The organism is Rhodobacter ferrooxidans (assembly GCF_000176015.1).
Classification (GTDB): Bacteria; Pseudomonadota; Alphaproteobacteria; order Rhodobacterales; family Rhodobacteraceae; genus Pseudorhodobacter_B; species Pseudorhodobacter_B ferrooxidans.
Genome location: NZ_ACYY01000022.1, coordinates 18,072 through 31,372 on the forward strand (window position 1 = coordinate 18,072; position 13,301 = coordinate 31,372).

At 62.7% G+C, this 13,301-nt stretch carries 8 protein-coding genes and 1 pseudogene; 5 read left to right on the plus strand and 4 right to left on the minus strand.

The features are described 5' to 3' along the window. The first annotated feature begins 10 nt into the window (after window positions 1-10). Together RSW2DRAFT_RS13900 and RSW2DRAFT_RS13905 are read left to right on the plus strand one after the other, a co-directional pair. Complete coding sequence (locus RSW2DRAFT_RS13900) at window positions 11-925, plus strand: hypothetical protein (protein ID WP_008032001.1); 915 nt, start codon at window positions 11-13, stop codon at window positions 923-925. Next, complete coding sequence (locus RSW2DRAFT_RS13905; protein ID WP_008032003.1) at window positions 926-4,537, plus strand: DEAD/DEAH box helicase; 3,612 nt, start codon at window positions 926-928, stop codon at window positions 4,535-4,537. A 308-nt stretch (window positions 4,538-4,845) separates the two neighbouring features. On the opposite strand, the gene RSW2DRAFT_RS13910 is transcribed toward RSW2DRAFT_RS13905, so the two are convergent. Further along, window positions 4,846-9,093, minus strand: coding sequence for a RecQ family ATP-dependent DNA helicase (locus RSW2DRAFT_RS13910; protein ID WP_008032005.1), 4,248 nt, complete (start codon window positions 9,091-9,093; stop codon window positions 4,846-4,848). Between the two features lie 385 nt (window positions 9,094-9,478). Here RSW2DRAFT_RS13910 and RSW2DRAFT_RS13915 point away from each other — a divergent pair, with 385 nt between their 5' ends. After that, complete coding sequence (locus RSW2DRAFT_RS13915; RefSeq protein ID WP_008032006.1) at window positions 9,479-10,081, plus strand: DUF1989 domain-containing protein; 603 nt, start codon at window positions 9,479-9,481, stop codon at window positions 10,079-10,081. A 15-nt stretch (window positions 10,082-10,096) separates the two neighbouring features. Here the strand turns inward: RSW2DRAFT_RS13915 and RSW2DRAFT_RS13920 are convergent, their stop codons facing one another. Then, a complete protein-coding gene (locus RSW2DRAFT_RS13920; RefSeq protein ID WP_008032008.1) occupies window positions 10,097-10,696 on the minus strand; it encodes a DUF3489 domain-containing protein in 600 nt (199 codons plus the stop codon). A 9-nt stretch (window positions 10,697-10,705) separates the two neighbouring features. Between RSW2DRAFT_RS13920 and RSW2DRAFT_RS18370 the strand changes: the two genes are divergently transcribed. Then, window positions 10,706-10,894, plus strand: coding sequence for a hypothetical protein (locus RSW2DRAFT_RS18370; RefSeq protein WP_008032010.1), 189 nt, complete (start codon window positions 10,706-10,708; stop codon window positions 10,892-10,894). On the opposite strand, the gene RSW2DRAFT_RS13925 is transcribed toward RSW2DRAFT_RS18370, so the two are convergent. After that, window positions 10,869-11,135, minus strand: coding sequence for a hypothetical protein (locus tag RSW2DRAFT_RS13925; RefSeq protein WP_008032011.1), 267 nt, complete (start codon window positions 11,133-11,135; stop codon window positions 10,869-10,871). The two genes, RSW2DRAFT_RS18370 and RSW2DRAFT_RS13925, sit on opposite strands and share 26 nt — an antisense overlap. Window positions 11,136-11,676: 541 nt before the next feature. Next, window positions 11,677-11,939, minus strand: a pseudogene (locus RSW2DRAFT_RS18570) (IS110 family transposase); the annotation flags it as partial. A 378-nt stretch (window positions 11,940-12,317) separates the two neighbouring features. On the opposite strand from RSW2DRAFT_RS18570, the gene RSW2DRAFT_RS17225 reads away from it, so the two are divergent. Then, the gene (locus tag RSW2DRAFT_RS17225) at window positions 12,318-13,301 is read left to right on the plus strand and encodes a helix-turn-helix transcriptional regulator (protein WP_008032015.1); all 984 of its coding nucleotides are present in this window, start codon (window positions 12,318-12,320) and stop codon (window positions 13,299-13,301) included.

The window sequence follows — 13,301 nt, forward strand, 5'->3', positions numbered from 1 at the left end:
ATTAGAGCTCATGATCAGGTTTCTTCGCGTCACCTTAAAACCGCTCAAAGCTTGGCTAGCCGCCCAGACCCTGCCGACAGCTCCGCCTCGGTATCGCCTGCGCGTGTGGCGTGAGGTGAACGGCAATTTCTCGCCGGTTCGCAAAGAGTTGATCGCCTATGCGCAGGAAGCGCTTGACGATGCGCGACGGCGAATCCGAAAAGGGTTCGAAGACGATTTATCGCCATTTAAGGGCGCCGCCGACGACCCTGCGGTGCATTTTCCTGCGATGCTCAATCGCATCACGCTCCAGGGCTATCTCGGCGAGACACTGGCGGGCCTGGCAGTCGAGCATTTTGGCGCCTTCGGCCATACCGACTGGCATGTTCCCGCGTTTCTTTTCCGATTTCACGATACAGAGTTCCAACATCTCGATCTGATCAACGAGCGCCTGCTGATGGAGGAGTCGCACGTTCCGGACGCGGTGTCCGAGCGGCGACCGGGACGGACCGGTGACGACGCGATCGCGTTTCGCATCGACGAAAGCGGCAAGATCACGCACGTTCTAACGCTTGAGGCGAAGTGCCTAACCACAAGCAACGCGGCGACGATTCAGGATGCGCATGAGAAGCTCTCCGCGGGGCAGCGCCGACCGAGCGGGGTGCGTGAGCTGATCACTCTGCTTTCCGAATATGACAGCCCGCAGGCGCAGGAGTGGGTCGCCCGGCTGATTGCATTCTACAGCGAGGGGTTTCGCACCGCCAAGCGCAGCGACGGGCTGTCCTATACGGTGGGCCATTGGCCGGTAAAACCGGCGGCCAGGGTGAGCTGGCTTCCGCATGCGGCGCCGCATCCATCCTACACGGCCAAACGCAGGCTCGAAGCCATGGAGTTCCAGCTCGAGGACCTCAAGGGCCTCGTCGACATCCTGTATCGGAGAGCCTAGGTGCCGAACGAGGCCTCTCTCGCGCTTGCCCGCGACATCCGGGGCTCACTGGCAGGGAGTCGGCTTTCGCCCCCGCAAGCCAAGCTCTACAGCCAGCGCATCCGTCGGGACATGGGCCGGGACGGCCTGGCAAGCTTCACCGCAGACGAAGGGGTAGCTCGGCTCGACGAGGCGATGTTGCTGCTTGAGGCCGCCTGGATTGAGCGATCTGCAGGCGGCGGCGAGTGGAAACCGGCGGTAAAGCGCGCCGCCGAAATACTCGAATGGCTGTCGCAATCCTCACTCAGGCCGGAGGGAGCGCCGACTCATCTCTTGTCGGCTGCCGCTTATCAATTGGCTGGCTACCCGGCGATGGCGCTCGGACATCTGCGCCATGTGCCTGCGGAAGATTCTATTTCGAAGCTGCTTTGCGCATTCCTTCGGGCGGATTTCTCCGCGGCGCTGTCGGCGGTCCAGACTTTTTGGGTGGAGCAAGGGAACCTCGGGCTGGAGCGGACGTTGCGGCCCGAGACCGTGGAAATCGACGGGAGTAGCGTTCAGCTTGTCGATCTGGAGATCGCGTCGGTTCGGCATGTCGTGATGTGCATCGGCACGATCTGCGCCTTTATGCGGACCGGGGACGACGCGCTCGTCGAACGCGCGCTCTCAAAGCTCGAAGCATTGGCGGCAGGCTTCCTCCATAGCCGTGATCCCTATTCCTATCTACTGGCGCGGCTGACAGCTGCCACGGCGCGTGTGTTCGCCGAGACCAGCCTGTGGCCGCAGATCAAGCGGCTGGCGATCGATGCTAACCCCCGTGCAAACGCTGCGCTGGTCCAGTTTGCCCGTGCCGCCTTTGCGAACCGGCGCGCGCTAGTGTGGCCCGCCCAAGCCGAGGGCATACGACGGTTGGCCGAGGACGATTCCTTCGTGTTGTGCACGCCGACTGGTTCGGGCAAGACCACAATTGCGACGCTCGGCGCAGTGCAGGGGCTCTTTGCGGAACGCGTGCATGCACTTTCTGCCGAGAACCTCGTCTTGTACCTTGTGCCATCGCGCGCGCTCGCGGCGGAGGTAGAGACCCGGCTCGCCGAGGATCTGCGCGGCGTCGCTGCCGAGCCGGTGGTGGTAACCGGACTTTATGGTGGGACCGATTGGGGACCTACCGATGCATGGGTTCAGGTCGACCAGCCGACGGTGGTGATATGCACATTCGAGAAAGCCGATGCGTTGCTTCGCTATCTCGGCGTCCTGTTTCTCGACCGGGTCAGGCTTGTCGTGATCGACGAGGCCCATATGGTCGAGCAGGATCCGAAAAGGGTCCAAGGTCTATCGGACGGCACATCACGATCCCTGCGTCTGGAGCAGTTGAGCGCGCGGCTGCTGCGGGCCAAGGAGGAGAAGGGCTTTCGGGTCATCGCGCTGTCTGCGGTGGCGGCCAAGGCAGCGCCTGCGATCGCGTCTTGGCTCGCGGGCGATGCGGAGACAGGACCTGTCACCTCGATACACCGCAGCACGCGCCAAATGCTCGGGCGACTAGAGGTTACGCGGTCCGGGCGATTCGATATCCGCTACGACCTAATGGACGGCCGCACGCTTGAGTTCGAGGACGAGCGCGCCGATGATCGGCCTTATGTGCCGCAGCCATTTGGGCGCATGCCTGGCGGATTCGATGTGGAAGCCGGACCTGAAGTACGAATGCGGGCGCCAACACTTTGGGCCGCACTTCACCTTGCGGCGGAGCGTCCTGACGGTACCAGACCAAGCGTGCTGATCTCGTTGACCCAATCGGTCAGTACTTTTGCCGCGACCTGCGCGGATCTCATGGATGAGTGGGAGGACGAAGACCTCCCCGATTATTGGTCCATCGACGAAGAGGACCCGCACTGGAAGCGCTGTCTCGCCGCCGCCGAGGACTATTTCACACGGAAGTCCTCGGAGTACCGCTTGCTGTCGAGAGGCGTCGCCGTGCACCATGGGCAGATGCCGCCTCTGCTTGCGCGGCGCCTTAAGGTTGCGATCGACAGGGGGCAGGTTCGCGTCGTGATCGCGACGTCGACGCTGTCCGAAGGCGTGAATATCCCGGTCAACACGCTGCTGATCCCGAGCGTGTGCCGTGCCGACGACGTGATGCCCGTCAATGAATTCGCGAACCTGATCGGGCGCGCGGGCCGCCCTGGAGTGGCGACCGAGGGAAACACGCTCGTTGTTTTGCCGGAACGCGAGTATGAGCGCCGCAGCGGGCGCCGACAACCCGTGTGGAACCGGCAGTGGAACGGTTACGAACAGCTTGTCCGCCAACTGGAAGAGGCGACGGAGCTGGCGGCCTCGGGTGCTTTAACAGCTGAAGAAGGCGAAGCAAACAGTCCGCTGGCTCTCCTTTTGGAAGCGTTGCGCGAGGCCTGGGAGAGCATCTCAGACAGCGACGACGACGATGAGTTCCTCGAATGGCTCGATGCCACAGCGATCGCCGACGCCGACGCGGAAGACGAGGCTGTGGTCGCGCTGCTCGACACGCTCGACGGTCTCCTGATCACTGCGTTGCAGGAAGTCGAGCTGCTGCTAGGGCGCGGCCTAGCGCCCGGAGAGATCGAAGGCGAACTGCAGAAAATCTGGCAGCGGACCTATGCTTATGTCGCGGCCGATGAGGAGGAGCGCCTTGCGCAGACCTGGCTCGCACGAGGCCAAGCCATCGCGACTCTCTATCCTGATCCTACGCGGCGCCGTCAACTCTACAAGACGAGCCTTACGCCGCGCTCGGGCGAAATCCTGCTCGACCGCGTCGAGGAGATTCGCGGCGCACTGGTCGGCGGTCGGGACTATGCGTCGCGGCCAGCGGAAGCCCGGTTCGCCTTCGTGCGCTCCATTATCGCGCTGCTGTCCGAGGTTCCGGCATTCCGGATCGGGCGAACGCTGGGTCGCAAGAAGAACTTCGAGGAATGGGAGAAGCTGCTTCGCTGGTGGGTGTTCAAGTCCAGCCTGCCACGTCAGCCACCAGCAAAGGACTTGGGCAACTGGTTCAAATTCGTGTCCGAGAATTTCATCCACCGGGGAAGCTGGGGTCTTGGCAGCATCATTGGCGTGCTCCTCGACCGCGATTCCGCGGGCCAGCCGCTCGATGCAATGACGATCGACGACTGGCCTCGTAGCGGACTGCCGTGGATCGCGTTCTGGCTTAAGGAGCTAATCAGCTGGGGAACGCTCGACCCTGTTGCGGCATTCCTGCTGGCACGGGGCGATGCCGTCGATCGGCCAGAAGCGGAACGCGATGCGCTGGACTATTATGCCTCGCGCGGTGACGGAGTCGATCCCAACGAAATGTTGGATCCAAGGGCGATCCGGGCGTGGCTGGACGAACGCCGGCCGATCCGGCCTCCGCGCACATCCAGCGTCGACTTGGCGATCGATGTCCGGCTCGCGCGGCCCGCTTCCGATTATCTAAACCGTGAGATGAGCGTCATGCCGCTTTTATCCCGCGGCGGAATTGATTGGATCGATCCCGCCGGGTATGTCGTCGCAAACAGCGACTTGCCTGACGCTTGGATCGACCAAGGGGTTCGCTATCGCTTCGAGTTATCGATCGTCAACCGTTTGGTGCGGGGTGAGCCGTACCTGCGCCACCGGGCGGATTAAGCATGGATGGTAGCTCCTCTCTCCACTGAATAGTCTACGATGGTGGGCTTTCGTTAGGTAAGCCGAAATAACCACCATGGGCGCCGTGAAGCGGACGTTGAATGGTCGACCATCAAGGGGCGGCATTGGGCCGAGTACGTCGTTCAGAGGCCGCGCCTATACCCCCTCCCAATGGTTCCTCCCCGGCCCTGAACGTATGCGGGGGGGCGCAGCGCGGCGTTTCGCTAGCGTCAGGCACTTTCACCGGGGAATCCAGGCGGAATCAACTTCGCGCGATCTCGCCGATTAAGTTTCGTTAAATCAGCGTGTTAACAAATCACGATCTTGGTGCGCTGGATTCTTTTGCGGAATCCAGGGAATCCACTTTTCGGAAGCCACCTTGGCCGGAATCCAGCCATCTCGCGCAGGCGCCAAAGATTGAGCGGCTTCTCATTGGCCATGTCGAAGGGAATCCCCAGCGCCTCGGCATAGGCACGCACCGGTTCCAGCCGTCGCCAGTCGCGGGCAATGACGGCACAGCGCCGCCAGGACCAATCCGGGTCCAACCGCTGCAGGCGCAGCAGGTCGTCCAGCGCCGCAACAGCCTGTGCGGCATCGCCTGACCCGGCGTCCAGCAGGCTGACGCGCCCCTGCGCCACCGGGTCGCGTGCCGCCCAGTCGCCGCCAGGGGGCGCTTTGCCGCGGGCCCGGTTCACGGTGATGTCGTGGCCCGTCTTCATCCGCTGGGCGGCAGGCGCAATCACCGCATTGGCCGCCATGATGATATGGCGGGTGGAGCGGTAGTTTTCGGTCAGCCAGATCGGTTTTGCGGCATAATCGGCCTCGAACCGGCGGATGAACGCGATCGAGGCCCCGGCGAAGGCATAGATGTTCTGGTCGTCATCGCCCACGGCGAACAGGCTGATCCGCAGGTCGGGGTCATCCTGCGACCGGCCCGCCACCGCACTGATCAGGGCGTATTCCTCGGGGCCGATGTCCTGATACTCATCGACCAGCAGCCAGCGATAGCCCTGGATCAGCGTGTCGCGCAGCGCCTCGGCTTCGGGGCGGGAAAGACCATCGCCGCGCAGCAGCGCCACCGCTTGCATGACGATCCCGTCGAAATCGCGCGGGCCGTCGCCGTCGCCCGCAAAACTGGCCCCCACCAACCGCATCGCCAGCGCGTGGCAGGTCGAGACCGTGACCCATGCCGCGTCCTCGCCGATCAACAGGCGCAGGCGTTCGCGGATCTCGGCAGCGGCGTGGCGGTTGTAGGTCAGCACCAGAATGCCGCGCGGGTCTTCGCGCTTCACCCGGATCAGGTAAGCGATCCGATGCACCAGCACCCGGGTCTTGCCCGACCCCGGCCCGGCCAGCACCAGCACGTTGGTCTGCTCGCGGTCATCGCGCACGATCTCGGCCTGCGCCGGATTGTCCAGCGCATCGACGATGGTGCGCCAGGAGGCGCCGGTGGTCTGGCGCCGAATCTCGGTGCCCCGCCCCGGCAGCCAGCGGCGCAGAAAGGCGTCGCGGTCCAGCACGAAGTAGTCCCCGGCCAGCCGCTGCGCCTGATCCATCGCTTCCAGCCCGGTTTCGGCATAGGCCGCCATCACATGGGTCTGGATCGTGGTTTCCGAATAGTGCTCCTCCAGCGGTGCAAAGTGCTGGACGGTAAAAGGCCCGCCCTTGGGGTTCAGATGCACGGTGATCGCCGGGCGGAACACGGTCAGGCCGCGGCCCAGCGTGGCAACCTGTTGTTCGTGCAGCCACAGCAGCGCCCGGTCCATCAGGCGGGTCATGTCCCGCACATCGGCCCGCAGCAGCGCATCGCCGTTCAGCGCATCCAGCATCGCGCCAAGGGTGGTTTCCACCTGGATGTCCTTGCCGCGCGCGCCTTTGGCCGCCCTGCCCGCCAGGTGCGCCAGCAGCACCTGCGCGCCCTGCCTGCGCAGATCGGCGGTGCGCGCGACCGTGGGCCAGGACCGCTCCAGCCGCACGAAGATCGTGTTCCGGCTGGCCTTGCGCAGGGTCAGGTTGCCGCGCCCGCCGTCCTGGTCGCGGCCATCCTGCGCCATGCCGCGCAGGATCAGTTCCACCAGATCGGGCCGCACCTGTGCGTGGCTCTTGTCACGCAGCGCCTGACAGGTTTCGGTCAGGTTCAGAGGTTGGGATTCGGCCCCTTCCATATCCGGCACCGCCACCTGCATCAGGGCGATCAGGTCGGTTTCCAGCCGGGCCGCGTGTTCCAACCGGCGCACCGAGGCATCCTCGACCCCCAGATGCACATAGACCGTGACCGGCGTGTCGTTGCTGGCGATGCCCAGCGTTTCCAGGTCGGCCAGTGCTTTGGCAACCCCTCGCCCCATCAAGCCGCAAGCCCCGGTCAGATCGTCGGTGGAAACCCCTGCATCGGGGGCTGCGTTCATCACATGGCGCACAAGGTCCAGAAGCTGGGTGCGGCGCATCCCGGTGATCTGTGCACGGTCAAGGATCGCCGCCGCCTCGTCAACCGAGCGGATGCGCAGCGACGACGGAAACACCTGCACCCGGTTTTCCTCGCGGCTTAGCAGGGTGGCCTCCTCCAGCCAGGCCACGGCGGTTTTCACCCGGGTGTCGTCGGTGGTCTTGTCGCGCTCGAATTCCTGGTCCTTCTCCTCGCGCACGATCTCGCCCGGCGTCGCCACCACCTCGCCGGATTTGTGCTTTTCCATCCGCCGAAGCGCCTTCAGGATGGCGCCGATCTCGTGCCGGGCCAGCCGTGAGCGGGCGGAAAGCGAGAATTGTCGCTCCACATCCTCGGGGGCGAACAGCAGCACGCAACTGGCGGGGTCGCGGTCGCGACCTGCGCGGCCGGCCTCCTGCAGGTAATTCTCCAGCGACCCTGGAATGTCGCCATGCACCACCAGCCGGATGTCGGGCTTGTCGATCCCCATCCCGAAAGCATTCGTCGCGGCGATCACCCGCAACTGGCCGATGCGGAACGCCTCCTGCACCTCGCGCTTTTCCTCGGGGCTGCGCTTGGCATGAAAGTAGTCCGCCGCCAGCCCCTGCCCTTTCAGGAACTCCGCCACCTTTTCCGTCGCACTCCGCGTGGCGCAATAGACCACGGCACCGGAGGCCCCTTCCAGCGGCAGGTTCTCCGCGATCGCGGACAGGATGTCGGTCAGCTTGGTGGCCTTCTGCGTCGGCAACACCGCAAAGGACAGGTTGGTGCGCACCGCACCGCCATCCAGAAGCACCAGGTCCACCCCAACGCGGCTTTGGAAATGGTCGCGGATATCGCGCACCACCTCGGGCTTGGCGGTGGCGGTCAGGCACAGCACGGGCGCCGGGGCATCGCCCGAGAACTCCTTGATGAAGCGGCTGACATAGCGATAATCGGGCCGGAAATCATGGCCCCATTTCGAGATGCAATGCGCCTCGTCCAGCACCCACAGCCCGACCTCGCGTTGTTGCAGCACGGTGCGGATCGACGGCGAGCGCAACTGTTCGGGCGAGATCAGCAGCATCGCCGCGTCGCCCATCCGCACCTTGTCCAGTGCGTCATGCCGTTCCGGCAGCGACAGCATGCCATTCACCGTGACTGCACAGGATATCCCCGCCCGTGCCAGCCCCTGCACCTGATCGGCCATCAGCGCCACCAGCGGCGAGATCACCACCGTCAGCGCCCCGGTCTTGTCGAACCGCGACAGCGCCGGGATCTGGTAGCACACCGATTTGCCGGTGCCGGTGGGCAGGATGCCCAGCACGGATTTGCCCGCCATCGCCTCGGCCACGATGCGTTCCTGCAACGGGCGTCCCATCTCGTCCACGGGTTGCGGGCGGAAGGTCGGAAAGCCGAACCAGCGCTCCAGCGCCGCGTTCGGGTTGTTCTTTTCGACGCACCAGCCACAAGCCGGATCGCCACAGTTGGTGTCGCGCAGATGCCGCACGATCCTGCCTGCCTGCGGGAACTGCAGCCGCACCCAGGGCGGCATGACGGACTCACCGCCCGCAACCGATATCCACGACAGCGCATAGGCCATCGGCCAGCCATTCTGCGGGTCGGACAGGCGGCCCAGCGTCTGTTCCAGCCGGTGATGGCAGGCCCGGCCTTCCAGCAGGCGGCGGATCGCGGCATGGGCGGTTGCCGCATCGGGCGCAGGTCCGCGCAAGGCCGCGAACAGCGCATCGAACCCGGCCGAAGCGTCGCCCCGCGTCGTCAGATGGTGATAGGCCAGAGCCGCATCAGGCGCATCCTGCCCCAGCCGCACAAAGGCCGCGATCTGATCCACCAGCACCTGCAACGCCAGCCGCGCGTCCTCGACCGGGTCGTTCACATGCCCGACCTGCAGCCGCCCGTCCTGATAATGCTTGACCAGATGGTGGTAAGGATTGCGCGGAAAGGCCAGCGGGTTCAGCCACAGCGTATCCACCGGCGCCGCGCCGAGGCCCGCCAGCCGCGCCCGGTTGGCCACCAGATGAGGCAGATCATGGCGCAGGATGTTGTGGCCGACCAGATGCGCTGCGCCCTCGCAAAACGCCTCCAGCCGGTCAAGCCCAGCGTCCAGCGTCGCCCAGGGCCCGGTGCGATGCACCAAAGATGCCTCGCCCCGCAAGGCCCCGATGGCAAAGACCGAAGCTGTCTTTGGATCAACCTCCAGATCAACCGAAACACAACAAGACAGGAATGGGGCGGGGTCAAAAGTCAAATGTCGAGCATCCGAATTCCAAAAGTTAAGTGCGGCATCCAAGCCTTTGATAACCCTATCGCCAGGATTCGAAAGCTGAAGATTTCACCGCAAGGCTGCGGCACCTGAGCTTGGGCATCGCAACCGCGGTGGGATAGGTGCTGATCCAAGTGACGGCCCCCGACAGGGCTTGACCCAGTATCGTCATTCATCAAGGCTGAACTTGCACGGTTCATGCGGCGAGATTTCCCGCAGATTGATCCAGCAGCGCAATTGGCAAAGGAAGCGACAGATGACGTCAGACCTTCAGGTTCTGCCTGCGCGCCGGGGTCAGGCCGTGCGCCTTGCCAAGGGGCAAGCGATCCAGATCATCAACACCCATGGTCAGCAGGTTGTCGATACATGGTGCTTCAATGCCGACGACCTGTCTGAATTCATGTCGATGGAGCACCTGCATGCAGCGCTTCAGGGCATCTTCCCCGCCAAGGGCGATGCTCTGACGACAAACCGGCGGCGGCCCATCCTGATCCTGGAAGAAGACACATCACCGGGCCGCCATGATACGGTAATCGCCGCCTGCGATGTGCATCGCTATGCCTCTCTTGGCTGCACTGAATACCATGACAATTGCACCGACAACCTGCATGCCGCCCTTGGGCAGCTTCATCTGCGGGCAGCCGATTGCCCGGCCCCGCTGAACTTGTGGATGAACATTCCGGTCGGCCCTGATGGCAAGATCACCTGGGGCGAGCCGCTCAGCAAACCGGGAGACCATGTTGTGCTGCGGGCCGTCATCGACTGCATCGTGGTGATGTCCGCCTGTCCGCAGGACATGATCCCGATCAACGGCGCTGCGTGTCAGCCAACCGAGGTGCACTACCGCCTTTTGGACTGACGGGCCATCATGCCTTCAGGATGATGGCCCGTCGATCCTGTACACAGTGCCGCGTCCTGCGATCTTTTCCGTCGTGACGATCAAGCCAAGCTTCTTCTTCAGCACTCCTGAAATCGCACCTCTTGCCGAGTGGGCCAACCATTGAGTTGCCAAGATGATCTCTTTCATCGTAGCGCCATCAGGCCGTTGCAGCATTTCGATCAACAGTGCCTGCTTGGTGCCCGCGCGCGGCGTCGGCGGTATTGCCACGGGTTCTGTCTTCGCGCTTCCCCGGGTGGCTGACATGGAATTGGCTGTCGCCGATGTGATCCCGATGGTCAACAGCCCTGCTGCGGTGACCACCAGCGTCGTCCCGTGCCCATCGCCCGTTTCTCGCCAAAGGGGCTCATTCCGGTGCATGTTGGCATCAACTTCCTGCAGCCAGCCGCGTTCCATCATCTTGCCAACCGCCATCTTCGCAGCAGCACCGGCCAGCCCCTTAGGCAACGGCAAGGCGATGTTGCCAGAGCGCTGGGTCCCGGCGGCAAGAATAAGAGTCTGGGTTTCGGTGAGTTTCGTCACGGCAGTTTCCTCTTGCTCGTCGTGGGTGGCAAGGAATGCGGTGATGCGCGACATGAGGTCGTTATGGCCCTTATTGTTGGCCCCAAGGATCACGTCTCCATAGTCGTCGCGTTCCAGATCGGCAAATTCGCGCAGCAGAGCGATGGCCCCTTCGTAGGCGCCGAGGTGTTTGGTCTACCATGCGATGGTGAAGGCGTCCTGTTCGATCTGGCGGCGCTGGGCGGGATCAAGCGGCATGTTCGCCCTCCTTGAACGCGCTGTCGGAGATCTGGCTGAGCAGGCTGACGTAATGGTTCAGGGTGCCGACATCGCCCCAGTCGATCTCGTCGGGGTGACCGTTGAAGTGGTTGTCGCTCAGGGCGGCCAGCCGTTCCAGCATCGCGTCGATCTGAAATTTGGTGGTCATGAAAGCGTCAAAGGCGTTCGACCGGTTCCTCGAACCGGTGGCTGACACGGTCTCACCGTTGGAAGCGTTGGCGCGGCGGGTGGTCATGGTGGGGTCTCCGGGGGTGAGTTGAATCGTTTTCGTGTATTCAGCATCGCTCCAGTGCGGCTCTGAGTGAAGGTAATTCAACGCAATATCAGTGTTTTCTGATTTATCGAGGTGTTCAACATGGATACAGGTTTACATCGACCTGACCCTTGCCCGCAGGCAAGGAGTCTTCCGCTGAATCCTACAGCGCCTGAACCTGCCGACCCAGGACCTGTGGTCTGCGCTCGCTCCACAAAAGGTAAGCGGAACCGGCAAAGACCATCAGGATGCCGGGCCAGTAGGTCGTGTCCGGGGCGAAGGACAGAACGATCCAGCTGATCAGGATGTTTGAGAACAGTTTCAGGTCATCAAAGGGCTGCACAAAGGCTGCATCGGCGGCGGCGTAGCTGAGGGTCAGGCAGTGCTGGGCAAAGTACATGATGATGCCCCCCAAAATCAGCAGCCACAGGATGCTCCCGGTCGGCACCTCCAGCCCTGCTTGCAGCGAGAACAGGAAATTGACAGGCGTCAGCATGACCAGAAGCCACATGGTGATCGAGGCCTTCACGTAGGCAGGCGGGAAGAGCCGAATGCCATGACCAAACTTGCCAATCTCGCGACGCCAGATCCGATGGTACACGCAGCGAAATGGGCGCAACCACAGGCTTCCATTGCGACAACACAGTGCTGTAACTGGCTGAATATGGCCATCACCTGATCACGTCGCAACTTCCTTGGCAGCACCGCCTGCCCTGACGAGCCAGTTCCGTGCGCATGGAGTACATTCTTCACCAGGTTGAGCCCGACCAATGCAATCTCCAACATGACCACTCTCATTTGTGGATCCTCGACGACCCAACATGGCACATTGGTGCCATCAGTGGGCGGCCACATCGTCGGATCCGAACAGACCAATCGCCACCAGAACATGGTGCTCCGGATGGTCGGATTGCTCACTGCACTATCAGGATATAGTTCATTTGTGGTGTCGCGCCCGATCAAGCGATCGAAAGCCAACCCAAAGGAAAAATCTTGTGCACAAAAAAGTGCAGAACGGTCTTTTTCTGCGCGAACTCGAGGCAATACGGATAGAAGGCCGAGGCTTTTCTTTACTTCCTACAGAATGTGCCACTATCCTCGTGGTTGAGGGATTTGGGTTGAGGTTATTTGCAACTGTTGCGCGCGTAGAAATACGGAGCAATAATGTCTGGTATCAGATCGTCCATCTATGACGTCAGCAAATCCGAGGGTTGTTCGCAACCGTCGCAGATGTTCAGCGTCACCAGCGGCTTTTCCATGCTGGAAGAGCGCGGCAAGTTGCGCGTCGAGACTGCAGATTTTGGAGCCGTGGGTGCTCGGGTCAGCCGTGTCACTTCAACCGGGCATCTGGTCGATCTGACCGAGCACGTTCACGTGACCCTGCTCCTGCCGCAAAGCGGACAGGTGAAATCCCAGGTGGCAGCGAAAGATTTCCGCGTAACGGCCGGGTCGGCAGTGCTGTTCGCGCCAAACTCGAGGCGCACGCGGGTGGAACGGCCGCAGGTTGGAAGCTTTCAGGCATTGGTATTGATGGTGCAACAGGCGCGGGTGGTTGAGCTTTTGGACATTGCCGCCCGCGATGGCAAGCCGCGGGTCAGCGTTCCCGATGCGCTGGCAATTTCCGGCACCAATCCGCACATCAGGCGGCTTTCGGCCTTTCTGGCCTGTGTTGCCGACTTCCATGGCAGCAAGAACCTTGAGATATCGCCGCGCGCCGTGGGTGCTGCCCAAGTGTTGCTGGAGGAAATGCTTGGCGATTTTCTCGCCGATCTGCACGATGGTCTTGGCGGTGGCAGTCACAACACGTCGGCCTTAGCCAAGGTCCGGCAGGCCGAGGAAATCATGCGGGAGCATTGCGACGAGCATCTTTCGATGGCTGCGCTGGCTCAGGAACTCGGAGTAGGGTTGCGCAGCCTCCAGCTTGCGTTCCAGCAAGTCCGGGCGGCTGGCCCCAGGGTTGTCTTGAACCGGATGCGTTTGGACCGGGCGCGTGCGCGGCTGCTGGATAGCGCCGAGGATGCTCGAGTGACAACCATTGCCCTCGACTGCGGATTTGCTCACCTCAGCCGCTTTGCTCAAACCTACAGGGAAACCTACGGCGAGACTCCGAGCGAAACTCTGGCCCATCAGAAACGCCGCGCAAATTGA